This is a genomic window from Mediterraneibacter faecis (genome assembly GCF_055383675.1).
Map to the genome: position 1 here is coordinate 1,365,000 of NZ_AP043803.1, position 24,005 is coordinate 1,389,004.

Annotated in this window: 22 protein-coding genes; 17 read left to right on the forward strand and 5 right to left on the reverse strand. The window is 41.9% G+C overall.

The annotated features are described in order from the left end of the window. The first annotated feature begins 2 nt into the window (after nucleotides 1-2). The 7 genes from rpmF to ilvA all read left to right on the forward strand — a co-directional run bounded on the left by rpmF (nucleotide 3) and on the right by ilvA (nucleotide 8,142). Entirely contained in the window at nucleotides 3-182 is a 180-nt protein-coding gene (gene rpmF / locus ACZ47Z_RS06315) for a 50S ribosomal protein L32 (RefSeq protein WP_015528925.1), read from the forward strand. Nucleotides 183-316: 134 nt separating this feature from the next. Next, complete coding sequence (plsX, locus tag ACZ47Z_RS06320; RefSeq protein ID WP_015528926.1) at nucleotides 317-1,360, forward strand: phosphate acyltransferase PlsX; 1,044 nt, start codon at nucleotides 317-319, stop codon at nucleotides 1,358-1,360. 18 nt (nucleotides 1,361-1,378) lie between these two features. Then, a complete protein-coding gene (acpP, locus tag ACZ47Z_RS06325) occupies nucleotides 1,379-1,618 on the forward strand; it encodes an acyl carrier protein (protein WP_015528927.1) in 240 nt (79 codons plus the stop codon). Nucleotides 1,619-1,684: 66 nt separating this feature from the next. Next, complete coding sequence (gene rnc / locus ACZ47Z_RS06330) at nucleotides 1,685-2,371, forward strand: ribonuclease III (protein WP_020436721.1); 687 nt, start codon at nucleotides 1,685-1,687, stop codon at nucleotides 2,369-2,371. 10 nt (nucleotides 2,372-2,381) lie between these two features. Beyond that, a complete protein-coding gene (gene smc / locus ACZ47Z_RS06335) occupies nucleotides 2,382-5,942 on the forward strand; it encodes a chromosome segregation protein SMC (RefSeq protein WP_464525975.1) in 3,561 nt (1,186 codons plus the stop codon). Between the two features lie 47 nt (nucleotides 5,943-5,989). Beyond that, nucleotides 5,990-6,931 carry a signal recognition particle-docking protein FtsY gene (gene ftsY / locus ACZ47Z_RS06340; RefSeq protein WP_054751042.1) on the forward strand — a complete coding sequence of 314 codons (942 nt, stop codon included), beginning with the start codon at nucleotides 5,990-5,992 and terminating at the stop codon, nucleotides 6,929-6,931. After that, nucleotides 6,928-8,142: a threonine ammonia-lyase gene (gene ilvA / locus ACZ47Z_RS06345; RefSeq protein ID WP_054751043.1), complete on the forward strand. Its 1,215-nt coding sequence runs from the start codon at nucleotides 6,928-6,930 to the stop codon at nucleotides 8,140-8,142. The genes ftsY and ilvA overlap by 4 nt, the downstream gene beginning before the upstream one ends. A gap of 269 nt (nucleotides 8,143-8,411) precedes the next feature. Here ilvA and galT read toward each other — a convergent pair whose 3' ends face one another. Both galT and ACZ47Z_RS06355 read right to left on the reverse strand, forming a co-directional pair. Continuing rightward, on the reverse strand, nucleotides 8,412-9,902 hold the full coding sequence (gene galT / locus ACZ47Z_RS06350) for a UDP-glucose--hexose-1-phosphate uridylyltransferase (RefSeq protein WP_464525976.1): 1,491 nt from the start codon (nucleotides 9,900-9,902) through the stop codon (nucleotides 8,412-8,414). A gap of 92 nt (nucleotides 9,903-9,994) precedes the next feature. Continuing rightward, on the reverse strand, nucleotides 9,995-11,164 hold the full coding sequence (locus ACZ47Z_RS06355; protein WP_020436725.1) for a galactokinase: 1,170 nt from the start codon (nucleotides 11,162-11,164) through the stop codon (nucleotides 9,995-9,997). Nucleotides 11,165-11,426: 262 nt separating this feature from the next. Between ACZ47Z_RS06355 and ACZ47Z_RS06360 the strand changes: the two genes are divergently transcribed. From ACZ47Z_RS06360 to ACZ47Z_RS06370, 3 genes are all read left to right on the forward strand, one after another. After that, entirely contained in the window at nucleotides 11,427-12,272 is an 846-nt protein-coding gene (locus ACZ47Z_RS06360; RefSeq protein ID WP_020436726.1) for an AraC family transcriptional regulator, read from the forward strand. A gap of 157 nt (nucleotides 12,273-12,429) precedes the next feature. Continuing rightward, entirely contained in the window at nucleotides 12,430-13,041 is a 612-nt protein-coding gene (locus ACZ47Z_RS06365) for a polysaccharide deacetylase family protein (protein WP_226865754.1), read from the forward strand. A 35-nt stretch (nucleotides 13,042-13,076) separates the two neighbouring features. Continuing rightward, nucleotides 13,077-14,393, forward strand: a complete 1,317-nt coding sequence (locus ACZ47Z_RS06370; protein WP_226865753.1) for a replication-associated recombination protein A — start codon at nucleotides 13,077-13,079, stop codon at nucleotides 14,391-14,393. On the opposite strand, the gene ACZ47Z_RS06375 is transcribed toward ACZ47Z_RS06370, so the two are convergent. The 3 genes from ACZ47Z_RS06375 to ACZ47Z_RS06385 are packed head-to-tail and all read right to left on the reverse strand — an operon-like array spanning nucleotide 14,370 to nucleotide 16,972. Next, a complete protein-coding gene (locus ACZ47Z_RS06375) occupies nucleotides 14,370-14,882 on the reverse strand; it encodes a DUF4364 family protein (protein ID WP_015528937.1) in 513 nt (170 codons plus the stop codon). The two genes, ACZ47Z_RS06370 and ACZ47Z_RS06375, sit on opposite strands and share 24 nt — an antisense overlap. Then, on the reverse strand, nucleotides 14,875-15,822 hold the full coding sequence (gene mnmL / locus ACZ47Z_RS06380) for a tRNA modification radical SAM protein MnmL/YtqA (protein WP_464525977.1): 948 nt from the start codon (nucleotides 15,820-15,822) through the stop codon (nucleotides 14,875-14,877). The genes ACZ47Z_RS06375 and mnmL overlap by 8 nt, the downstream gene beginning before the upstream one ends. Before the next feature lies 1 nt (nucleotide 15,823). After that, complete coding sequence (locus ACZ47Z_RS06385) at nucleotides 15,824-16,972, reverse strand: NAD(P)-dependent malic enzyme (RefSeq protein WP_015528939.1); 1,149 nt, start codon at nucleotides 16,970-16,972, stop codon at nucleotides 15,824-15,826. Between the two features lie 264 nt (nucleotides 16,973-17,236). On the opposite strand from ACZ47Z_RS06385, the gene rho reads away from it, so the two are divergent. The 7 genes from rho to ACZ47Z_RS06420 all read left to right on the forward strand — a co-directional run bounded on the left by rho (nucleotide 17,237) and on the right by ACZ47Z_RS06420 (nucleotide 23,996). Continuing rightward, on the forward strand, nucleotides 17,237-18,577 hold the full coding sequence (gene rho, locus ACZ47Z_RS06390) for a transcription termination factor Rho (RefSeq protein ID WP_015528940.1): 1,341 nt from the start codon (nucleotides 17,237-17,239) through the stop codon (nucleotides 18,575-18,577). Between the two features lie 91 nt (nucleotides 18,578-18,668). Then, nucleotides 18,669-18,869, forward strand: a complete 201-nt coding sequence (gene rpmE / locus ACZ47Z_RS06395; protein WP_005609529.1) for a 50S ribosomal protein L31 — start codon at nucleotides 18,669-18,671, stop codon at nucleotides 18,867-18,869. Between the two features lie 63 nt (nucleotides 18,870-18,932). Continuing rightward, nucleotides 18,933-19,853 (forward strand): DUF1385 domain-containing protein, encoded by a 921-nt coding sequence (locus tag ACZ47Z_RS06400; RefSeq protein ID WP_015528941.1) that lies wholly within the window; start codon nucleotides 18,933-18,935, stop codon nucleotides 19,851-19,853. Then, on the forward strand, nucleotides 19,850-20,788 hold the full coding sequence (gene prmC, locus ACZ47Z_RS06405) for a peptide chain release factor N(5)-glutamine methyltransferase (RefSeq protein ID WP_464525978.1): 939 nt from the start codon (nucleotides 19,850-19,852) through the stop codon (nucleotides 20,786-20,788). The genes ACZ47Z_RS06400 and prmC overlap by 4 nt, the downstream gene beginning before the upstream one ends. 40 nt (nucleotides 20,789-20,828) lie before the next feature. After that, complete coding sequence (prfA, locus tag ACZ47Z_RS06410) at nucleotides 20,829-21,899, forward strand: peptide chain release factor 1 (RefSeq protein ID WP_020436731.1); 1,071 nt, start codon at nucleotides 20,829-20,831, stop codon at nucleotides 21,897-21,899. 7 nt (nucleotides 21,900-21,906) lie between these two features. Then, on the forward strand, nucleotides 21,907-22,812 hold the full coding sequence (locus ACZ47Z_RS06415) for a DUF2156 domain-containing protein (protein ID WP_464525979.1): 906 nt from the start codon (nucleotides 21,907-21,909) through the stop codon (nucleotides 22,810-22,812). After that, a complete protein-coding gene (locus ACZ47Z_RS06420) occupies nucleotides 22,809-23,996 on the forward strand; it encodes a pyridoxal phosphate-dependent aminotransferase (RefSeq protein ID WP_054751048.1) in 1,188 nt (395 codons plus the stop codon). The genes ACZ47Z_RS06415 and ACZ47Z_RS06420 overlap by 4 nt, the downstream gene beginning before the upstream one ends. The last annotated feature ends 9 nt before the right edge of the window (nucleotides 23,997-24,005 follow it).

Sequence of the window (24,005 nt, forward strand, 5' to 3'; positions counted from 1 at the left end):
CTATGTCAATCTGTCCAAAGAATAAATCTTCAAAAGCAAGAAGAGATAAAAGAAGAGCTAACTGGAAGATGAGCGCACCGAATCTGGTGAAATGCAGCAAGTGCGGCGAGCTTATGATGCCACACCGTGTATGTAAGGCGTGTGGATCTTACAACAAGCGCGAGATCGTTTCAGTTGACTAATGATCAATAAGATATTGAGTGTACTGCGAACAGAACACTTGAAGGCGTAAAAACTTTGTGTTTTACGCCTTTTTTTATTGATTTTTATACTGATATCCAGTAGAATAATTTCAGTAGCGCAAGGAGGAAATGATATGTCAGAGATTACAAGGGTTGCTCTTGATGCCATGGGTGGAGACAATGCACCAAGAGAGATGGTAAAAGGTGCCGTAGAGGCAGTGCGGAAGAGAAAAGATATCAAGGTACTGCTGACAGGTAAGGAAGATGTGATTCGCAAGGAACTCTCCGCTTATACGTATCCTGAGGAGCAGATTGAGATTGTGAATGCTACAGAGGTTATTGAGACGGCAGAACCTCCGGTGAAAGCAATCCGTGGTAAGAAAGATTCATCCATTGTTGTTGCGATGAAGATGGTGAAGAAAGGGGAAGCAGATGCTTTTGTATCTGCAGGAAGTTCAGGAGCTGTTCTTGTTGGAGGACAGGTTCTTGTAGGCAGGATCAAAGGTGTTGAAAGACCACCGCTTGCACCACTGATTCCTACATTAAAAGGTGTTTCACTTTTGATCGATTGTGGAGCTAATGTAGACGCACGCCCATCTCACCTGGTACAGTTTGCAAAGATGGGATCCATTTATATGGAAAGCGTTATGGGAAAGAAGAATCCGACAGTTGGTATCGTGAATATCGGTGCTGAAGAAGAGAAGGGAAATGCGCTGGTGAAAGAGACATTCCCACTGTTAAAAGAATGTCCTGACATTAATTTCATTGGAAGTGTTGAGGCACGAGATATTCCTTACGGAGCAGCAGATGTCATTGTCTGTGAAGCATTTGCAGGTAATATTATTCTGAAGCTTTATGAGGGTGTTGCAGGAGCACTGCTTAAGAAAGTGAAGAAAGGAATGCTTTCTTCTTTGCGTAGTAAGATAGGGGCACTGCTTGTGAAACCTGCTTTAAAGGGCGTACTGAAAGATTTTGATACAAGTGAGTATGGCGGCGCACCGCTTCTTGGCCTGAACGGACTTGTAGTAAAGACACATGGAAGTTCAAAGTCAAAGGAGGTATGCAACTCAATCATTCAGTGTGTTGCATTTAAGGAGCAGAAGATCAATGAGAAGATAAAAGAGGCAATTCAACAGGAGACCCTGGAAGAAAAGAAAGAAGAGAAAGAAGTCGAATAAGACAGGAGGAGTTTTACAATGACAGAATTTGAAAAACTGCAGGCAATTATTGCGGACGTACTTAATGTTTCACCGGAGACAATCACACCGGATACTACATTCGTAGATGATCTTGGAGCTGACTCTCTGGATATTTTCCAGATCATTATGGGAATTGAAGAAGATTTTGACATCGAGATCGATAACGAAGAGGCAGAGAAGATCACAACAGTGCAGGATGCTGTTGATCAGATCCAGAAAAAGAAGGCTAATGAATAATCAGATAGTGAGATGAAAAAGCCCGTTTGGGCTTTTTCGTTTATTAACACGAAGGAGGCCATTTAAATGGACAGAGTAAAAGAACTGGAACAAAAGATCGGATATGTGTTTAAAGACAAAAGCCTGATCGAACGTGCATTGATGCATAGTTCTTATACAAATGAGAAACATTTGAAGAAATATGAGTGTAATGAACGCCTGGAGTTCCTTGGAGATGCAGTATTGGAATTGGTATCAAGTGCTTATTTATTTAATGAATTTCCAAAGGTATCTGAGGGAGAACTGACAAAGACACGTGCAAGTATGGTATGTGAACCGTCTCTGGCAATGTGTGCAAGAGATATCGGACTTGGAGATTACTTGCTTCTTGGAAAAGGAGAAGAGGCGACCGGTGGAAGAAAAAGAGATTCTATCACATCTGATGCGATGGAAGCATTAATCGGTGCTATCTATCTCGACGGTGGTTTTACTAATGCAAAAGAGTTTATCCATCATTTTATTTTGACAGATTTAGAGGATAAAAAACTCTTTTATGATAGTAAAACGATCTTACAGGAGATCGTGCAGGCGAATATGACGGGGAATGTAAGTTATGAACTGATTGATGAACAGGGACCGGATCATAATAAGATTTTTGAAGTGGAAGCAAGAATCGGGGGAAAAGCCTGGGGACGTGGAAAAGGAAGCTCGAAGAAGTCAGCAGAACAGCAGGCAGCTTATGAGGCAATTCTGAATCTCAGAAAGAAAAAGTAAAGAGGACTTTATGTATTTAAAGAGTATAGAAGTGCAGGGATTCAAATCTTTTGCCAATAAGATTAAATTTGAATTTCATAACGGAATTACAGGTATTGTAGGACCGAATGGAAGTGGTAAGAGTAATGTCGCTGACGCCGTCCGCTGGGTTCTTGGAGAGCAGAGAGTGAAGCAGCTGCGTGGAGGCACCATGCAGGATGTGATTTTCTCGGGAACCGAGAACCGGAAGCCGCTTAGTTATGCTTCGGTTGCAATCACATTGGATAATTCAGATCATAAACTTCCGGTAGAGTACGAAGAAGTCACTGTTACACGTAAATTGTACAGATCCGGAGAGAGTGAGTATCTGATCAATGGTTCAGCCTGCAGACTGAAAGATATCAATGAGATGTTCTATGATACAGGTATCGGTAAAGAAGGCTATTCGATTATCGGTCAGGGACAGATTGATAAGATCTTAAGCGGTAAGCCGGAAGAGAGAAGAGAACTTTTTGATGAGGCCGCCGGAATTGTAAAATATAAGAGAAGAAAGTCCCTTTCTTTGAAAAAGCTGGAGGATGAACGGCAGAATCTTACCCGTGTGAATGATATTCTTGCAGAGCTTGAGAAACAGATCGGTCCCTTGGAAAGACAGTCAGAGACAGCCAGAATCTATCTGAAGATGAAAGAAGAATTAAAAACATATGACATTAATATGTTTTTGCTGGAGGAAGAGCGGCTGCAGGAGCGTATTCGTGAAGTCGGTGGGAAATATGAGATTGCTTCTCAGGAGATGCAGGAATCAAATGCCCGTTATGAGAAGATGAAAGCAGAATACGAGGCAATCGAGGAAGAAGTAGATCAGATTGATCTTGCAATTGAAACTGCGAAGAACCAGATGAATGAGACGAATCTTTTAAAGCAACAGCTGGAAGGCCAGATCAATGTCCTGAAAGAGCAGATTAATACAGCCCGTATGAGTGATGAGCATTATGATCATCGCCTGAGTACGATCGTCAGTGAGATAGATACAAGGCAGCAGCAGAAAAGAGAGCTTGAAGAAGAGAAGAAAAGAATTTCAGAACAGTTAGAATCAGCCAGTGGACAGGATACGGAAGCACAGCAGAGTTTAATTGAGATTCAGTCAAAGATTGCAGAACACAGTACTGAAATTGAGCAGAAGAAGCAGGAGATCATGGATCTGCTTGGAAATCGTGCTTCAACAAAAGCTAAGATTCAGCATTTTGATACGACGAAAGAACAGATTCAGACACGGAAGGCTGTCGTTTCCAGAAATATTCTTGAGATTTCGACGGTAGCAGAAGGACAGAACAACAGACTTAAGAAGTATGAAGAAGAACTTGGTCAGATCCGTGAGCGCATTCAAACCTATAAGGATAAGATTTCCCTGAACGAACAGGAACTTGGCAAGCTTCAGAATGAGCTGAAAGAGAAGCAGGAAAAGTTACGGATCGGACAGACCGCTTATCACAGAGAGTCTTCCCGTCTGGAGTCATTAAAGAATATTACAGAGCGCTATGACGGATATGGTAACAGTATCCGAAAGGTAATGTCGAATAAAGAACGTGAGAAAGGTCTGATTGGTGTTGTAGCGGATATCATTAAGGTCGATAAGGAATATGAGATCGCTATTGAGACAGCACTTGGAGGAAGTATTCAGAATATTGTTACAGATAATGAAGATACAGCCAAGCGTATGATTGATTTCCTTAAGCGTAATAAATTCGGAAGGGCAACATTTCTTCCGCTGACAAGTATGCATGGTGGCGGAGGAATCAGGAATCCGGACGCACTCAAAGAACCGGGAGTGATCGGACTTGCGAATACATTGATCCATGTGGAATCAAGATTTGACGGACTGGCAGATCAGCTGCTTGGGCGTACGATCGTAGTAGACCACATCGATCACGGAATCGCAATTGCGAGAAAATACCGCCAGTCTCTGCGTCTGGTCACACTGGAAGGTGACCTGATCAATCCGGGCGGATCCATGACAGGTGGTGCATTTAAGAATTCAAGTAATCTGCTGAGCAGACGCCGCGAAATCGAAGAATTCGAAAAGACGGTTGATATGCTCAAGGCTGACATGGATGTGCTGGAAAAAGAAGTTACAGAGGCGAAGAACCGTCGTGCAGCATGCTACAATGTGATTGATGAAGTACAGGAACATTTAAGAGAAGAATCAGTGCTGGAGAATACTGCACGAATGAATGTTGCACAGGTACAGAGAGAACAGTTAGAATCGAAACAGCGTTACGAAGGATTTCTGAAAGAACAGAAAGCATTGCTTCAGGAGCTGGATGAAATCAATGAGAATGAAGATTCTATCCAGATGGAACTTGAGACATCAGAGAAGTTGGAAAAAGAACTGAACGAACAGATTGAAGCTTTGCAGATGCAGTTGGAGAAAGAAAGAGAGGATGAGGCTGTCCAGATGAAACAGTCTGAGGAAGTCCATCTCTCACTGGCAGGCCTGGATCAGCAGAAAACCTTTATTGTAGAAAATATTTCCCGTATAGATGAGGAAATCACCAGATATGAAAAAGAGCAGGAAGAACTTGCCGAAAATCGAGGAGATGTATCTGAGGAAATTCTGCAAAAAGAAAATGAAATCGAAGGACTCAGGAAAACGATTGAAGATTCAAAAGAACTTTTTACAGAGATTGGTGAAGAGATTAAAGTACAGAGTAAAAAACGCGAAGAACTGAATCAGAAGCACAGAGATTTCTTACGACAGAGAGAAGAACTTGCAAAGCATGTGTCAGATCTTGATAAAGAATGTTTCCGTCTGAACAGCCAGAAAGAAGGCTATGAGGAAGCGTCAGAGAAGCAGATGAATTATATGTGGGAAGAGTATGAACTCACTTACAATCACGCGAAAGAACTTCGTAATGAGACACTGACAGATCTGGCATTGATGAAGAAAAAAATCCAGGAGCTTAAGAATGAGATCCGAAAGCTTGGTTCGGTCAATGTCAATGCAATTGAGGATTACAAAAATGTATCTGAGCGTTATACATTCTTAAAAGGTCAGCATGATGATCTTGTAGAGGCAGAAGCATCTCTTGAACAGATTATCGAAGAATTGGATATGGCGATGCGCAAGCAGTTTACAGAACAGTTTGCAAGAATTGCGACAGAGTTCAATGATGTATTCCGTCAGCTTTTTGGAGGCGGAAAGGGATCATTAGAATTACAGGAGGATGTGGATATTCTTGAGGCAGGAATACGCATCATCGCACAGCCGCCAGGAAAGAAACTGCAGAATATGATGCAGCTTTCAGGTGGAGAGAAGGCGCTGACTGCAATTGCATTACTATTTGCAATCCAGAATCTGAAGCCATCTCCGTTCTGTCTCCTTGATGAGATTGAAGCGGCACTGGATGACAACAATGTAGATCGTTATGCGAAATATTTACATAAGCTGACAAAATATACACAGTTCATTGTCATTACCCACAGACGTGGTACAATGGCAGCAGCAGACCGGTTGTATGGAATTACCATGCAGGAAAAAGGAGTATCTACACTTGTTTCTGTGGATCTGTTGGAAGATGATCTGGAAAAATAAACCTGTTTTTATTGTAAACAGGGTATTAAGAGAACAGGAGGCTGAAAATGGGAGAAGAAAAAAAGGGATTTTTTAAACGACTTGTATCCGGTCTGACAAAGACAAGAGATAATATTGTGTCCGGTATGGACAGTATTTTCCATGGATTTTCAAAGATTGATGATGACTTTTATGAAGAACTGGAAGAAACTCTGATCATGGGAGATCTTGGTGTCAGAGCAACAATGGACATCATTGAAGATTTAAAGGTTAAAGTAAAAGAGCAACATATCAAGGAACCGATTGAATGTAGACAGCTTGTGATCGACAGTATTCGTGAACAGATGGATGTCGGAGAGACAGCATACGAATTTGAAAATCGTCAGAGTGTGGTTTTCGTGATCGGAGTAAATGGTGTTGGCAAAACAACAACGATTGGTAAACTTGCAGGAAAGCTGAAAGCACAGAATAAGAAAGTGATCCTTGCGGCAGCGGACACATTCCGTGCGGCTGCAGGAGAGCAGTTAAGAGAATGGTCCAACCGTGCCGGTGTTGAGATGATCGGCGGTCAGGAAGGCGCAGATCCGGCATCAGTTGTATATGATGCGGTTGCTGCTGCGAAAGCGAGAAGGGCAGATGTACTTCTGTGCGATACAGCAGGAAGACTTCACAATAAGAAGAACCTGATGGAAGAGCTTAAGAAGATCAATCGTGTGATTGACAGAGAGTACCCGGATGCGTTTCGTGAGACGCTGGTTGTGCTGGATGCAACGACAGGACAGAATGCACTTGCCCAGGCAAAGGAATTCAATGAAGTAACAGATATAACAGGAATTGTTCTGACAAAGATGGATGGAACAGCCAAAGGAGGAATTGCAGTAGCAATCCAGTCTGAACTTGGTATCCCGGTAAAATATATCGGTGTAGGAGAAACAATTGATGACTTGCAGAAATTTGACTCAGAGGAGTTCGTAAACGCGTTGTTTTACAGAGAGGAAGAAAGACCATGATGACATTAGAGAAATTTGAAGAAGCTAGCGAACTGGTAAAAAAGGTAACAAATCCTACAAAACTCATTTACAGTGAATACTTAAGTGCACAGACAGGAGCAAAGGTTTATTTAAAACCGGAAAATATGCAGCACACAGGAGCTTATAAGATCCGTGGTGCATATTACAAGATCAGCACACTGACAGACGAAGAAAGAAGCCGTGGACTGATCACAGCATCAGCAGGAAATCATGCACAGGGCGTTGCATTTGCAGCAAAACAGTTTGGATGCAAAGCTACGATTGTTATGCCTACAGTTACACCGCTGATCAAAGTAAACCGCACAAAAAGCTTTGGAGCAGACGTAGTACTTCATGGTGATGTTTATGATGATGCTTACGCATATGCATGTAAACTTGCAGAAGAGAACGGATATACATTCGTTCATCCGTTTAATGACCTTGATGTTGCTACAGGTCAGGGAACAATCGCAATGGAGATCGTTCAGGAACTCCCGACTGTAGATTATATCCTTGCACCAATCGGTGGAGGCGGACTGATCACAGGTGTTTCCACACTTGCCAAGATGCTGAATCCAAAGATCAAAGTAGTTGGTGTAGAGCCGTCAGAGGCAGCCAGTATGACAGCCGCTCTGAAAGCAGGAGAGCCGGTAGAACTTCCTTCTGCAAATACCATCGCAGACGGAACAGCTGTAAAAGAAGTTGGAGATAAGATCCTCCCATATGTGAAAGAAAATGTAGATGAAGTACTTCTTGTAGAAGATGATGAATTGATCGGTGCATTCCTTGATATGGTAGAGAATCATAAGATGATCGTAGAAAATTCAGGACTTCTTTCCGTAGCTGCATTAAAGCAGATGGACATCAAAGGAAAGAAAGTAGTCTGTGTATTAAGTGGTGGAAATATGGATGTTATCACAATGTCCTCGATCGTCCAGCACGGATTGATCCAGAGAGACCGTATCTTCTCCGTATCCGTACTCCTTCCGGATAAGCCGGGTGAACTCGCACGTGTGGCGCAGACAGTCGCAGACGTACAGGGTAACATCATTAAGCTGGAGCATAACCAGTTTGTAAGCACAAACAGAAACGCAGCAGTAGAGCTTCGTATCACAATGGAAGCATTCGGAACAGATCATAAGAAAAAGATTCTGGATACACTTGATAAGGCTGGATTCAGACCAAAACTGATCAGTGCGAAGCTGTACTAATTGGTATTAAACAGCCTATAGAATGGTGTCGCAAGGCCAGCCCTGCTATTACCACGAGCACCGGCCCGCTTTACCTCATCCCTTTGCAGAATCTGTTAGAAAAAGCCAGACACGAATCACACACGGTGAGTGCTCTGGCTTTTTCGTTACAGATTGTCAAAGGGATGAGGTAAAGCGGGCCGGTGTCCAATGCAATACAGTGGCCCCCTCACGACCTTTACTATTAAAAGTTTTTGTTTCGATTGTTGACCGAATCCAAGTTCAACAAATTACAACACCCCTATAAAACGATGGAATGCCTCCAGTCCTTTTTCATTACACTTATAAACTCCGGCATCTTCGAGTACTTCGCAGAATACTTTTCCGACTTCCTGCTGAAGGATCTCTTCAACATTCTCCTCTGTGATGGATGTGTAATTCGGAAGGAATTCATCTACCCAGTCAGCGTGTTTTGTAATCTGTTCATTGCTGCGGATATCTTTTCCTGTCAAGATGTAATCTTTCAGAAGTTCCATCTCTCCTTTTAATCTTGCAGGGAGAACAGCAAGTCCCATTACTTCGATAAGACCGATGTTTTCTTTCTTAATATGGTGCAGTTTAGCATGTGGATGGTAGACACCAAGCGGATGTTCTTCTGTGGTGATATTATTTCTCAATGTCAGGTCGAGTTCGTAGAGATCTCCACGCTTTCTTGCAATCGGTGTGATCGTGTTGTGCGGTGTACCGTCTGTCTCAGCGAAGATGAAAGCATCTTCATCTGTATAAGATCTCCATGCATTTAAAATGTGTTCAGCCAGATCAATCAGAGGTTTTACTTCTTTGCTCTGAAGACGGATAACAGACAGAGGCCATTTTACGATACCGGCAGTTACATCTTCGTAACCTTTCACAGTGAAGTGTTCAATGATCGGAGCTTTAGCCATTGCGAAAGTATAATTTCCACCCTGGAAATGATCGTGGCTTAAGATAGAACCGCCAACGATCGGAAGGTCTGCATTGGATCCCAGGAAGTAGTGTGGGAAAAGTTTGATGAAATCAAAAAGCTTTTCGAAAGCATTGCGGTCGATCTTCATTGGAACATGCTGTCCGTTGAATACGATGCAGTGCTCGTTATAGTATACATAAGGGGAGTACTGGAATCCCCAAGGGTTATCCTGAATTGTGATCGGGATGATTCTGTGGTTCTCACGAGCCGGATGATCAAGGCGTCCTGCATATCCTTCGTTTTCCATACAGAGCTGACATTTTGGATAGGAAGAGGATTTTGCTTTTCCTGCTGCTGCAATCGCTTTTGGATCTTTCTCTGGTTTGGAAAGATTGATTGTAATGTCAAGAGTGCCGTATTTTGTGTCAACCGTCCATTTGCGATCCTTAGCAATACGGTATCTGCGGATATAATCACTGTCCTGGCTTAATTTGTAATAATAATCAGTAGCTGTCTCCGGAGAAACTTTGTATTTTTCCCAGAAAGTCTGCTGGATCTGTGATGGGCGTGGCATCAGGGTATTCATCAGTTTTGTGTCAAATAAATCACGGTAGCCGATGCTGTTTTCAATGATTCCGCGTTCTGCGGCGATATCTAAAAGTTCTGCAAGAATGTCTTCCAGAACAAGATTGTTCAGATCACAGTCAACATCTTCATAGTTATCTTCGTGGAATAGATCCAGAAGAAGATTCGTTGTATAAATTCTTTCGGATTCCGGAGTGATTCCGGTATTGATTCCGTACTGTACTAATTTTTTGATCGCATCATAAAGCATATGTCAAGGACCTCCTTAAATTAGGGAATGCCAATGGCATTCCTATAACAAAATATACGTTATTTCATATCTGATCTCAGTAGAGACGAGTATTAGTCGAGACGAGAAGCACCGTCTCCGATATCTACTGTGTAGAACTCGGCTTCATGTCCTACTTTTTCAAGATATGTTTTTCCGATTGTTTCGATAAATGTATCTATGGATTCATCTTTTACGATGCTGACTGTGCAACCGCCAAATCCGCCGCCTGTGATACGGGAACCAAGAACACCAGGAATCTTCCATGCAAGGTCTACAAGGATATCAATCTCTTCACAGGATACATCATAATCATCACGCAGTGAAATGTGAGACTGATTCATTAATTTTCCGAAGCTTTCAATGTCTCCAGCTTTCAGTGCTGTAACAGCATCGATTGTACGCTGGTTTTCGTATACAGCATGTTTTGCACGCTGTAACTGGATCTCATCTTTGATCAAGGATTTGTGTGCTTCGAATTCTTCAGGAGTAAGATCGCCAAGTGCCTGAATGTCAAGTTCGCTCTGAAGTGCTTTCAGTGCAGCAGCACATTCGTTTCTTCTGTCGTTATAAGCAGAATCAACAAGACTATGCTTTACTTTACTGTTTGTGATTACAATCTTGGCACCATCAAGAACGCAAGGTGCATATTCGTAGCTTAAATCACTTGTGTCAAGGAAAATTGCGTGGTCTTTTTTACCCATGGCAACAGCAAACTGATCCATGATACCACAGTTGCATCCATTGAAGTTATTCTCAGAATACTGGCCGATCAGTGCAAGATCTGTCATGGAAAGATCTTTGATCTCGAACAGGTCTGTCAGGATCACACCAGTGAGAACTTCAAGGGAAGCAGAAGAGGAAAGTCCGGAACCGTTCGGGATATTTCCCCAGATTACCATATCAAAACCACTTGTGATTGTATGTCCTTTTTCTTTGAATGCCCAGACTATACCAAGCGGATAGTTTGCCCAGTTGTATTCTTTTTTATTTGTCAGATCATCAAGAGATGCTTCTACAACACCAAAGGAGTCCAGATTCATGGAATAAAGATGGATCTTGTTATCCTCTCTTTTGCGTGCGGCACCGTAAGTACCAAGTGTCAGTGCACATGGAAATACATGTCCACCGTTATAATCTGTGTGTTCACCAATCAGATTCACGCGTCCAGGAGAAAAGTAAAAACGAGCTCCTTCGGAATCACCAAAAAGTTCTGCAAACATATCAAACAATTTTTTCTTCATCATTATTTACCTCCATTTAAAGTAATCGTATCGATCTGATTTATTTATATTTATTATAGCGTTAACGAGTGGAAACGTCTATAAAAAATACGTGCTGTGGTATGTAATAATGTTGCATTAAAAAGACGAGGTGTTATAATAATGATGATGAGGATTGCGGGAATTGCATAGCAATGGAGCAATCCGGTTACAGCAGTGAGTGGCAAAATTTTTTTTTGGCACTCACATCATAGATCACAGGATACGGGAAAGGAGCCGGAAGATGGCAGAGACTTACAAACATTCGTATAAGTCAGGAGAAATTCTGATGACTTCGCTGTCTGTATATAACACGGGATATCAAATGTGTGAAGCAGGATATCAGTGGGGACCCGGAGTCAGGGATCATTATTGTATCCATCATATTTTGTCAGGAACAGGATACTATACAGTTGGAGAAAAGACATGGAAATTAGAAGCCGGAGATACTTTTATCTTATATCCGGGCGTGGAAGTAAAGTATTATGCCGATCAGCAGGAGCCATGGGAATATGCCTGGGCAGGATTCATGGGGACGGATGCGGCATCGATCATTCGAAATACAGGTTTTTTGAAAGAACGTCCTTTTTTAAAAAGAGGAAATGTGCCGGATGACCAGATTCGGAATGGATTGGAACAGATTTATAATGCAAAGGGCAATGGGTATGAAGAAGCGGTTGCCATGACAGGAGCACTTTACAGTCTTCTGTCAGTCTTTATGCACTATCATGAAGGGGAAGATCAGGAAAGAGATGCAAAGCTTTTGTATGTAGAAAAGGCAGAAAACTATATAGAAACCAATTATTCTTATCCCGTGACGGTGGAAGATATTGCAGACTATGTAGGAATCAGCAGAAGTCATCTGTTCCGCTCTTTTCAGACCTATATGAATTGTTCGCCAAAAGAATATCTGACAGAATATAGAATCCAGCAGGCTTGCCGTCTGTTGAAAGAGACGGGGCTGTCGGTTTCGGCGATTGCATATTCTGTTGGTTTTGAGAATAATCTTTATTTTTCGAAGGCATTCCGGAAAGTGAAGAAGACAAGTCCGACGGAATACAGAGAAAAGCATAGAAAAAAGAAGGAATGATGCCGAGGTGCAGGACATAAGAATAGAGTAAGAATGTCAAAGGCGGGAAGCTGTCATGATGTCTGGAAAAAGATGGGGTTATGTAGTACAGTTTTTCTGTCTTCTGGTGTTTTTGGGTATGTCCCCATTTCTGATAAAGATGGATGGGAGAAAAACAATGAGCGTTTCATCTGATTCAGTGCGAAGTCAGAATGTATCAGATGAGGTAAAACCAGTTGTTGCGCTTACATTTGATGACGGGCCAAATGCATCCTCGACCCCGATTCTACTGGATGGATTGAAGGAACGTAAAGTGCGGGCAACCTTTTTCCTGATCGGCGAAAATGTAGAAAAAGACGAGAATGAAAAAATTGTGAAAAGAATGTATGAGGAAGGTCATTTGATCGGAAATCATACTTATACGCATTGCAATCTGTCAAAGCTGGAAACGGGAGAAGCAAAGAAAGAACTAGAACAGACAGATACAGTGATTGAAAAGATAACGGGAAAACAACCGGTGTTCGTAAGAGCGCCTTACGGGGAACTCCCGGTGGACAGCGAACAAGATCTGAACAGAATATATATCGGATGGACGGTGGATCCGCTGGACTGGATGACCGAAGATACAGGGGCGGTTGTAAAAACAGTTGTGGAAGAGATAAATCCGGGAGATGTTATTTTATTACATGATTGTTATCCTTCTTCTGTGCAGGCAGCTATACGGATTGTAGATCTGCTGCAGGGAAAAGGCTATGAGTTTGTGACAGTGGATCATCTGATTATGGATTGAAGATGTGAATATAAGATTGAAAACAGGAGAGAAAGATGGATTTATTTGATTATATGAGAGAGACAAATAAAGAGAAGGAATCCCCGCTTGCATCCAGGATGCGTCCGGTGACACTGGATGAAGTAGTGGGACAGAAGCATATCATAGGAAAAGATAAATTGCTTTACCGGGCAATTAAGGCAGATAAGCTGAGTTCTTTGATTTTTTACGGACCTCCGGGAACAGGAAAGACAACACTGGCAAAGGTGATCGCACATACAACCAGCGCAGAGTTCAAACAGATCAATGCGACAGTTGCCGGAAAGAAAGATATGGAAGAAGTAGTGAAAGAAGCAAAAGATCTGCAGGGAATGTATGGAAAAAAGACGATTCTTTTTATTGATGAAATTCATCGCTTTAATAAAGGGCAGCAGGATTATCTGCTTCCATTTGTGGAAGATGGAACGTTGATCCTGATTGGCGCAACAACGGAGAATCCTTATTTTGAGGTAAATGGAGCTTTGATTTCGAGATCAAGTATTTTTGAATTGCATCCATTGGAGAAGACAGATATTAAGGAACTGCTTCTCCGTGCAGTGAATGATACTGAGAAAGGTCTTGGAAGCTTTCATGCAGTGATAGAAGATGATGCACTTGAATTTTTGGCAGATGTGTCAGGTGGAGATGCAAGAAACGCACTGAATGCGATTGAACTGGGTGTACTGACAACGGACAGAAGCGAAGATGGACAAATTCATATTACTCTGGATGTTGCGTCAGAATGTATCCAGAAACGAGTGGTGAATTATGACAAAAAAGGAGATAACCATTACGATATTATCTCTGCATTTATTAAGAGCATGCGCGGCTCAGACCCGGATGCAGCGGTCTTTTATCTTGCAAAGATGTTGTATGCAGGAGAAGATGTGAAGTTTATAGCGAGAAGAATTATGATCTGTGCATCTGAAGATGTTGGAAATGCGGATCCGATGGCACTTACTGTTGCGGTTGCGGCTGCACAGGCAGTTGAGCGGATCGGAATGCCGGAATCTCAGATCATTCTTTCACAGGCGGTGACTTATGTGGCATCTGCGCCAAAGAGTAATTCTGCCGTTAATGCAATATTTGCAGCGAATGATGCAGTACGGAACAATAAAACAACGGTTCCGACACACCTTCAGGATGCACATTATAAAGGTGCACAGAAATTAGGACACGGAATAGGATATAAGTACGCACATGATTATCCAAATCATTATGTGGATCAGCAGTATCTTCCGGATGAAATAAAAGACGCCAGGTTCTATGAACCCGGCGACCTTGGTTATGAGAAACAGATCAAGGAGCGTTTACAGAAGCTGCGAGAGCAGTAAAGCGTAAATCTCCTGATTCTTTCGATTCCAGTTATTTACAATGGCTTCTGCCTCAGTCTGAGTTGGCACAGTGAGTGTCATATCAATGAGGTGGGAGCCATTTTCTAAAATCTGGCATTTTACTTCATATTCATGGTTTGTATTCAGATAGTAATCTGATTTAACAGAAACCTCTTCTTTCAGATCATATTTTTTCTCATTGATAAAATTATCAATTTCCTGACGAATCTCAGGAGAAATTTTATTTCTGAAATAGTTGATCGTAGCAGCTCCTTCTTCTGTGAGATTATAAAGCGTACGATTATGTGTCAGCTCAATTTTCAGAAGCCCGGAATCCGTTAATTCTGCAAGTGCAGACTGAAGACGAAAATAAGTTGTATACCCTTTATCCAGAATGAATTCTGATATCTGGGAAGTTGTAAGCGGAAAATCGACTCTATCCAACATGTACAACACGATCAGTTTATATAATGTAAATGTTTCAGCCATAATACTCCTTTCCCTGGTACAAGTCATGATCTTTCATATATTTGTGAATCTGATTTAAAACAGTTCGTTTTGCGCCTGTCCACAGAGGTGCGATCAAGAGATCCTTCGGTCCGTCACCGGTCAGTCGGTGAATGACGATTTCCGGACGCAAATGCTGGATACATTCAGTGAGCAGACGGATGTATTCGTCCGCATCCGGGATATGGAAAGCAGGACCGGTATAAGCAGGATCTAAAAGACATTTCTGATATTCAACTGCAAGATCAGTTCCTTTCAAAATGTGGAGAAGCTGCAACTTGATTCCGTCAATATTTGAATGATTCAAATATTCGATTGTTTCAAGCATCATTTCGTGAGTCTCTCCGGGCAGAAATAAAATGACATGTACGATAACAGTCAGATTCCGGCGTTTCAGTTCATGCACAGCAGTATCAAATACCTCTAAAGGATAGCCTCTGCGAATGTATCTGGCGGATTCTGGGTGAATGGTTTGAAGACCAAGTTCAACCCAGACGGGCTTGATCTGATTCAATTCATCTAAAAGTTCCAGAACATCAGAATCTAAACAGTCAGGGCGGGTTGCGATTGCAAGTACTTTCACATCGGGGTCCTCAATTGCTTCTGTAAAAACTTTCCGCAAATATTCTATGGGGGCATAGGTGCTCGTAAAGGCCTGGAAATATGCGATATAAGCATGCACCGGACGCTTTCTGGCAAGAATGGCTTTCCCTTCTGCAAGCTGTTCTGTAATCGTTTTGCAGGCAGAACCGGCAAAATCTCCAGAACCCATACCACTGCAGAAAATACAGCCACCATATCCGATCTTACCATCACGGTTCGGACAAGTCATACCACCGTTCAATGCAATGCGATATACTTTCTCTCCAAACTGGGATTTCAATGCATAGTCAAGAGAGTGGTAGCGCTTCTCTCCCCACATATTAGATTAAATCCTTAATTGCTTTGCTTACTGTGTCTGCTACACGAGGATCAAAGGCTTCCGGAAGAATGTTGTTTTCATTCAATTCTTCTTCCGGAACAAGACCTGCGATTGCATTGGCAGCGGCAAGTTTCATTTCTTCTGTAATCTGTGTGGCACGTCCTTCTAATGCACCTTTGAAAATACCAGGGAATGCAACAACATTGTTTACCTGGTTCGGGAAGTCAGAACGTCCTGTTCCGACAACTTTGGCACCTGCTTCTTTTGCAAGGTCAGGCATGATCTCCGGTACAGGGTTCGCCATGGCGAACAGAATCGCATCCTTATTCATGGAAGCAACCATCTCTTTAGAAACAATATTCGGAGCAGAAACACCAACGAAAATATCAGCACCTTTTAATGCATCGGCAAGTGTTCCTGTGCGTTCTTCCAGATTTGTAACTTCAGTCATCTGCTGCTGCATCCAGTTCAGGTTCGGTGAGTTCTTGGAAATGATTCCGTTGATGTCACACATTGTAATATGAGGGAAACCATAAGTGAGAAGCAGCTTTGTGATAGCAACTCCGGCAGATCCGGCTCCATTCACTACAACACGGCAATCTTCCTTTTTCTTTCCAGTTACTTTCAGGGCATTGATGATTCCGGCGAGGACAACGATAGCTGTTCCGTGCTGGTCATCATGGAAAACCGGAATGTTCAGAAGTTCTTTCAGGCGTGTTTCGATTTCGAAACAGCGTGGAGCTGAAATATCTTCCAGGTTGATTCCACCGAAAGCCGGTGCGATGTTGACTACAGATTTAATGATCTCTTCTGTGTCCTGTGTATCCAGACAGATCGGAACTGCATTGACACCACCGAATTCCTTGAACAGGACCGCTTTTCCCTCCATAACCGGCATAGCAGCAAGTGCACCGATGTTTCCAAGACCAAGAACAGCGCTTCCGTCAGATACAACAGCAACTGTATTGGCTTTCATAGTGTATTTATATGCGGCTTCAGGATCCTGTGCGATCACCTTGCAAGGCTCAGCAACACCCGGAGTATAAGCGATGGCAAGATCTTCTCTTGAGTTGACATGCGCTTTGGCAGTTGTCTCTATCTTACCATTCCATTCTTCATGCATTTTTAAAGCTTTTTCATTGTTTGTCATGATTTTATACCTCTCTGATTTGATTGAATTAATGATACCACTGAAAAAGGAAACACGCAAGTACAGGAAAATAGAGAAAAGTTCAAAAAGTTCTTTCTTTTTAGAAAAATATACTGTATAATAACACCATATTTAAAGCAAATTTCCATTAAAGTCGAATCAGACTTGTATTCCCGAAGTATGAATGAATAATCCAGTATGTGAAAAGGGCACATGTGAAGTGGATTGAAAGAACAAATTTACCTGAAAAGAAAGGAAAAGAATATGACACGAGAAAAATATGAATCATTGCCGCTGGCAACATTGAAAGAACTTGCAAAAGCAAGAAAGATGAGAGGTGTTTCTACATTAAAGAAAGGCGATCTGATCGATGCAATGCTTGAGCTGGATGAGCAGGAAGAGCAGAAAGAGGCAGCAGAAGAAGCGAGAGAAGAAGTAAAAGAAGAGAAAAAAGAAGAGACAGATATTGAACAGTTGGACAGTGGTTTTACAGCAAACGGAATCCTTGAGGTACTTCAGGATGGATATGGATTCATTCGTTCTGACAATTATCTTCCGGGAGATGGAGATGTCTATGTTGCGCCTTCCCAGATTCGCAGATTCGGACTTAAAACAGGCGATATCCTGACAGGAAATACAAGAGTTAAGACGCAGGGAGAAAAGTTCAGTGCACTTCTTTATGTGTCTACGATCAATGGACTGCGCCCGGCAGAGGCAATGAAGAGAAAGAACTTTGAAGACCTGACTCCGATTTTTCCGAATCAGAGAATCCGTCTGGAGAATCCGGGCTGTACAACAGCAATGCGTATTGTTGATCTTGTTTCCCCTATTGGAAAGGGACAGAGAGGTATGATTGTATCTCCACCGAAAGCAGGAAAAACTACATTATTAAAAGAAGTTGCATTATCTGTACAGAAGACAGAACCGAATATGCATCTTCTGATTCTGTTGATCGATGAACGTCCGGAAGAGGTGACTGATATTCGTGAGGCAATTGAAGGTCCGAATGTAGAGGTGATTCATTCTACATTTGATGAACTTCCGGAGCATCACAAACGAGTATCAGAAATGGTTATCTCAAGAGCAAAACGTCTGGTAGAGCATGGAAAAGACGTTATGATTCTTCTTGACAGCATCACAAGACTTTCAAGAGCATATAACCTGATCGTTCCACCATCAGGAAGAACACTTTCCGGTGGTCTTGATCCGGCAGCACTTTACAGTCCAAAGCGTTTCTTCGGAGCAGCAAGAAATATGAGAGAAGGTGGAAGCCTTACGATTCTTGCAACAGCACTGGTTGATACAGGAAGCAAGATGGATGATGTTGTTTATGAAGAATTTAAGGGGACAGGTAACATGGAACTGATGCTTGACAGAAAGCTTCAGGAGAAAAGAGTGTTCCCGGCAATTGATATTCCAAAATCAGGAACAAGAAGAGAAGATCTTCTTCTTACAAAGGAAGAACAGGATGCAGTTTATATTATGAGAAAAGCAATGAACGGCATGAAATCAGAAGAGGCAGTGGACAATCTTTTGAATATGTTTTCCCGTACAAAAACAAACGAAGAGCTTGTTCAGCAGATCATCCGTCAGAAATTTATCTAAAAAGGTATTGCATTATTAAAAAATGTGTGATACAATTAGAAAGCTGTTTAGAGAAAATAATAAGTAATTTAAAAATAGAGAGGTGAAAATCATGCGCGAAGGTATCCATCCTAATTATTATCAGGCAACTGTAACATGCAACTGTGGAAACACATTTGTTACAGGATCTACAAAGGAGAACATCCACGTAGAAATCTGCTCCAAGTGTCATCCATTCTACACAGGTCAGCAGAAAGCAACACAGGCTCGTGGCCGTGTTGATAAGTTCAATAAGAAATACGGTATTAAATAAGAAATACGAAGTGATGAGGGCTGAGGTGGAAATCTCAGTCCTCTTTGTGTTTAGGAGAAATATATGAAATCATCGAATATAGGCGGCCAGGCAGTGCTGGAAGGCATTATGATGAAGAATCGGGAAACGTATTCCGTTGCCGTCCGGAAACCAGATGGAGAGATTGAAGTTGATATTCAGGAATATAAAGGAGTTCTCCCATGGAAGGCACCGCAAAAGATTCCTTTCATTCGGGGGATTTTTAATTTTGTGGATTCTCTTGTGCTGGGAATGAAGACATTGACTTATTCTGCAAGTTTTTTTGAAGACGAGGAAGAAGAAATTCTTACAGAAGATGAGGCAAGAAAGCAGGAGAAGAAGGAAAAACTGATCATGAATCTGACAGTTGTGGTTTCTGTCTTAATTGCGGTTGGTATTTTTATGGTTCTTCCGTATTATCTGAGTAGTATTATAGAAAAGCATACCTCTTCACATCTTGTAATGACTGTTTTAGAAGGTGTGATCCGCGTTGCTATTTTCCTGATTTATATTGTTCTGATTTCTAGAACAAAGGATATTAAGAGAACATTTATGTATCACGGGGCAGAGCATAAATGTATTAATTGCATCGAACATGGATTGGAATTAAATGTAGAAAATGTACGGAAGAGTTCCAAACAACATAAGAGATGTGGAACGAGCTTTCTTTTCTTTGTCATGATCGTAAGCATTATTGTCTGCTTTTTTATTACGGCAAAGTCCCAGATTGTGAGAGTACTTCTTCGGATCGCCCTGCTTCCGTTGATTGCAGGAATCTCTTATGAATTGATCCGTCTGGCAGGAAACAGTGATCATCCGGTAATCAATGTACTTAGTAAACCGGGACTCTGGGTTCAGAATCTGACAACAAAGGAACCGGATGACAGTATGATCGAGGTTGGGATCAAAGCAGTGGAAGCAGTGTTTGACTGGAAGACATGGCAGGAGGAGAACCTGAAGCAATGAGAACAGAATCAGACAAGAGGACAGTGTATAAAACAGATTGCAGCGATTCAATAAGTTTGAAAAATGCATATAAAGAAGGAAAAGAAATTCTTGCGAAAGCAGGAATTACAGAGGCAGATCTGGATGCGTGGTATCTGTTGGAATTTGTGACAGGGATTACGAAAGCTCGCTATTATATGGATCCGGATCAGAGCATGGATCCGGAAGCATGGAAAAAGTATAAAGAATATCTTGAAAAAAGAAGAAATCATATTCCATTGCAGCATATTACAGGAAGTCAGGAATTTATGGGGCTTGAATTTCTGGTGAATGAACATGTGCTGATTCCAAGACAAGATACAGAAGTGCTTGTGGAAGAGGCACTGGAGATAATGAAACAAGAGATATTCAGATCAAAAGGTTGTTTGCAACTGTTGGATATGTGTACCGGGTCAGGATGTATTCTTCTGAGCGTAATGCATTATGCAGAACAAGAGGGTATATTTATAGAAGGAACAGGTGTTGACTTTTCGGAGCAGGCTCTTATGGTAGCGCAGAAAAATGAAAAACATTTGAGAAGCACGAAAAAGGATGAGAAAGGAAAAGTGAACTGGATTTTGAGTGATCTTTTTGAAAATGTCAGTGAAACCTATGATATGATCTTATCAAACCCACCTTACATCAGAACAGCAGAAATTGAGAAGCTTCAAGACGAAGTGAAACTTCACGATCCATTCAGTGCATTGGATGGGAAAGAAGACGGATTGTATTTCTACCGGAAGATTGTTACTGATGCAAAACAATTCCTGAAAACAGGAGGAATACTTGCTTTTGAGATTGGATATGACCAGGGCAAAGAAGTTTCTGATCTTATGAAAAAAGCAGGATATGACAAGGTGTTCGTAAAAAAGGACCTGGCAGGACTTGACCGCATCGTCTGTGGCGTGTACTATTAAAAAGATAAAGAAGATAAAAAATAGAAGAGGATATAGAACTATGTTTGACAGATTAGAGGATTTGGTAATTCGTTACCAGGAAGTAATGGGTGAACTTCAGGAGCCGGATGTGGCGAATGATCCGGAACGTTTCCGTAAGCTGATGAAAGAGCAGAGTGATCTTGCACCAATCGTTGAAGCTTATCAGGAATATAAGAACTGTAAGCAGAATGTAGAAGAGAGTCTGATGATCCTGGAAGAAGAATCAGATGAAGAGATGCGTGAGCTTGCAAAAGAAGAGTTGAATGAATCTAAAGCCAGAATTGAAGAATTGGAGCAGGAACTTAAGATTCTTCTTCTTCCGAAGGATCCGAATGATGATAAGAACGTTATCGTTGAGATCCGTGCCGGTGCAGGTGGAGATGAGGCTGCACTTTTTGCGGCAGAAATTTATCGTATGTATGTGCATTATGCAGACAGCCGCAGATGGAAGACAGAGATGATCTCTCTGAATGAGAATGGAATCGGCGGATTTAAAGAGTGTGTATTCATGATCACAGGACAGGGAGCATATTCCCGTATGAAGTACGAAAGTGGAGTACATCGTGTACAGCGTGTGCCGGAGACAGAAAGTGGCGGAAGAATTCATACTTCAACAATTACTGTAGCCGTAATGCCTGAGGCAGAAGAAGTTGATGTTGTAATCGATGAGAAGGATATCCGTATCGATGTAATGCGTGCATCAGGAAACGGTGGACAGTGTGTCAATACAACGGACTCTGCTGTACGACTGACTCATTACCCGACCGGAATCGTGATCTACAGCCAGACAGAGAAATCACAGCTGCAGAATAAAGAGAAGGCATTCCGACTGCTTCGTTCCAAACTGTATGACCTGGAGCTTGAGAAGAAACAGGCTTCTGAGGCAGCAGAGAGAAGAAGCCAGATCGGTACAGGAGACCGTTCTGAAAAGATCAGAACATATAACTTCCCACAGGGAAGAGTAACAGATCACAGAATCAAGCTGACACTTCATAAACTGGATAGCATTCTGAATGGTGATCTGGATGAAGTGATCGACAGCCTGATTGCAGCGGATCAGACAGCGAAGCTTGCAAAGATGGAGGAGTAGTACAAGAATGATACCGGAATTCAAACGACCGGAACTGGAAGACAAAGAACTGATTGACTATTATTTTGCACAGGCTCCAAGCAGAAGCTGCGAGAGAACATTTGCGAATGTATATCTCTGGTCCAGACAGTATAAAGTGAAATATGCAATCCTTCATAATGCACTTGTATTTCGTGATGAAGGAGATGGACATACTTATGCTTACCCTGTAGGAAAGCCGGAAGCCGTCAAAGCTGCATTGGAAGAATTGATGAAGATCTGCGAGGATGAAGACTGTGAATTCGGTCTTTACTGTGTGACACCGGAGAATTTTTCACAGATGGAAGAGTGGTATCCGGGACAATTCCGGATTGAATATGACAGAGATCAGGCAGATTACATCTATGAGACGGAGAAGCTTGTAACACTTGCAGGAAAGAAGCTTCACGGAAAGCGAAACCATATTAATAAGTTTAAGCAGCTTTATCCGGACTGGTCTTACGAATCACTCAGTGATGAGAATGTAGAAGCGTGCTTTCAGATGGCTCTGAAGTGGAGAAATTCGAATGGATGTAATGATGATCCTGAGAAGAACGCAGAGATGTGCGTTTCATTGAATTCCCTCCGTTTATACAAAGAACTCGGCTTTAAAGGCGGAGTGTTGAGAAATGGCGAAAAAATTGTTGCTTTTACAGTAGGGGAAGAACTGTGCAAGGATACATTTGTTGTTCATATTGAGAAAGCATTTGCAGATGTACAGGGAGCATACCCTATGATTAATCAGCAGTTTGTTGAACATGAATGTATGGATTACACTTATGTGAACAGAGAAGATGATGCCGGGGAAGAAGGACTCCGTAAGGCAAAATTATCTTATCGTCCGGCTTTTTTGGAAGAGAAAGGGTTTGTGACAAGAATAGGAGGACAGCAATGATTTCAAAAAAAATGGAAAACATGGTAGCGAACAGTTCTGCAATCCGTGCGATGTTTGAAGAGGGCAACCGTCTTGCAGCAAAATACGGAGCAGAGAATGTATTTGACTTCAGTTTGGGAAATCCGAATGTTCCGGCACCGGAAGCGGTAAAGAAAGCAATGATCGAGATCCTTTCCGAAGAGGATCCGATCGTGCTTCACGGTTATACGAACAGCAATGCAGGTTATGAGGATGTGAGACAGGCAGTTGCTGATTCCTTAAATGAACGCTTTGGAACAGACTTCGCTTCCCGCAATATTACGATGACAGTCGGAGCAGCAGGAGGTCTTAATGTGATTTTGAAATCACTGCTGAATCCAGGTGATGAAGTTGTTGTGTTTGCTCCTTATTTTGGAGAATACAGAAGCTATACGGATAATTATGACGGTGTGATCGTAGAGATATCTCCGGATACAGAGACATTCCAGCCAAAGCTTGATGAGTTTGAGAAAAAGCTGTCGCCAAAGACAAAGGCAGTCATCGTTAATACGCCGAATAATCCGACAGGTGTTGTTTATTCCGAAGGGACGATCCAGAAGCTGGCAGCGATTCTTGAGAAGAAACAGAAAGAATTTGGAACAGAGATTTATCTGATCTCAGATGAACCATACAGAGAACTTGCATATGACGGAGTGGAAGTTCCATATCTCACAAAGTATTATGCAAATACAGTTGTAGGATATTCTTTCAGTAAATCACTTTCTCTTCCGGGAGAACGTATCGGTTATCTTGTAATTCCGGATGAAGTGGCAGACAGTGAGAAACTGAACGCCGCAGCTAACGTTGCAACGAGAATTCTTGGATTTGTCAATGCACCGACACTGCAGCAGAAAGTGGTGAAGGCATGTCTGAATGAGAAGACAGATATTTCATATTATGACAGAAACAGAGAGACTCTTTATAATGGATTGAAAGAACTTGGATTTGAGTGCATCAAACCGGAAGGAGCATTTTATCTCTTTGTAAAATCACCGGTTGCAGATGAAAAAGAATTTTGTAATACCGCGAAGAAATACAATATTCTGATCGTTCCGGGAAGCTCTTTTGGATGTCCCGGATATGTCAGAATGGCGTATTGTGTAGCATATGAAACAATTGTAAATGCACTTCCAAAATTTGCGGAGCTTGCGAGAGAGTATAGATAGAGGTAGTAC

What these genes read in the sequence shown, in the direction of transcription:
- rpmF (WP_015528925.1), top strand. Translation starts at nt 3, where the DNA reads ATGTCAATCTGTCCAAAGAATAAATCTTCAAAAGCAAGAAGAGATAAA.
- plsX (WP_015528926.1), top strand. Translation starts at nt 317, where the DNA reads ATGTCAGAGATTACAAGGGTTGCTCTTGATGCCATGGGTGGAGACAAT.
- acpP (WP_015528927.1), top strand. Translation starts at nt 1,379, where the DNA reads ATGACAGAATTTGAAAAACTGCAGGCAATTATTGCGGACGTACTTAAT.
- rnc (WP_020436721.1), top strand. Translation starts at nt 1,685, where the DNA reads ATGGACAGAGTAAAAGAACTGGAACAAAAGATCGGATATGTGTTTAAA.
- smc (WP_464525975.1), top strand. Translation starts at nt 2,382, where the DNA reads ATGTATTTAAAGAGTATAGAAGTGCAGGGATTCAAATCTTTTGCCAAT.
- ftsY (WP_054751042.1), top strand. Translation starts at nt 5,990, where the DNA reads ATGGGAGAAGAAAAAAAGGGATTTTTTAAACGACTTGTATCCGGTCTG.
- ilvA (WP_054751043.1), top strand. Translation starts at nt 6,928, where the DNA reads ATGATGACATTAGAGAAATTTGAAGAAGCTAGCGAACTGGTAAAAAAG.
- galT (WP_464525976.1), bottom strand. Translation starts at nt 9,902, where the DNA reads ATGCTTTATGATGCGATCAAAAAATTAGTACAGTACGGAATCAATACC.
- ACZ47Z_RS06355 (WP_020436725.1), bottom strand. Translation starts at nt 11,164, where the DNA reads ATGAAGAAAAAATTGTTTGATATGTTTGCAGAACTTTTTGGTGATTCC.
- ACZ47Z_RS06360 (WP_020436726.1), top strand. Translation starts at nt 11,427, where the DNA reads ATGGCAGAGACTTACAAACATTCGTATAAGTCAGGAGAAATTCTGATG.
- ACZ47Z_RS06365 (WP_226865754.1), top strand. Translation starts at nt 12,430, where the DNA reads ATGAGCGTTTCATCTGATTCAGTGCGAAGTCAGAATGTATCAGATGAG.
- ACZ47Z_RS06370 (WP_226865753.1), top strand. Translation starts at nt 13,077, where the DNA reads ATGGATTTATTTGATTATATGAGAGAGACAAATAAAGAGAAGGAATCC.
- ACZ47Z_RS06375 (WP_015528937.1), bottom strand. Translation starts at nt 14,882, where the DNA reads ATGGCTGAAACATTTACATTATATAAACTGATCGTGTTGTACATGTTG.
- mnmL (WP_464525977.1), bottom strand. Translation starts at nt 15,822, where the DNA reads ATGTGGGGAGAGAAGCGCTACCACTCTCTTGACTATGCATTGAAATCC.
- ACZ47Z_RS06385 (WP_015528939.1), bottom strand. Translation starts at nt 16,972, where the DNA reads ATGACAAACAATGAAAAAGCTTTAAAAATGCATGAAGAATGGAATGGT.
- rho (WP_015528940.1), top strand. Translation starts at nt 17,237, where the DNA reads ATGACACGAGAAAAATATGAATCATTGCCGCTGGCAACATTGAAAGAA.
- rpmE (WP_005609529.1), top strand. Translation starts at nt 18,669, where the DNA reads ATGCGCGAAGGTATCCATCCTAATTATTATCAGGCAACTGTAACATGC.
- ACZ47Z_RS06400 (WP_015528941.1), top strand. Translation starts at nt 18,933, where the DNA reads ATGAAATCATCGAATATAGGCGGCCAGGCAGTGCTGGAAGGCATTATG.
- prmC (WP_464525978.1), top strand. Translation starts at nt 19,850, where the DNA reads ATGAGAACAGAATCAGACAAGAGGACAGTGTATAAAACAGATTGCAGC.
- prfA (WP_020436731.1), top strand. Translation starts at nt 20,829, where the DNA reads ATGTTTGACAGATTAGAGGATTTGGTAATTCGTTACCAGGAAGTAATG.
- ACZ47Z_RS06415 (WP_464525979.1), top strand. Translation starts at nt 21,907, where the DNA reads ATGATACCGGAATTCAAACGACCGGAACTGGAAGACAAAGAACTGATT.
- ACZ47Z_RS06420 (WP_054751048.1), top strand. Translation starts at nt 22,809, where the DNA reads ATGATTTCAAAAAAAATGGAAAACATGGTAGCGAACAGTTCTGCAATC.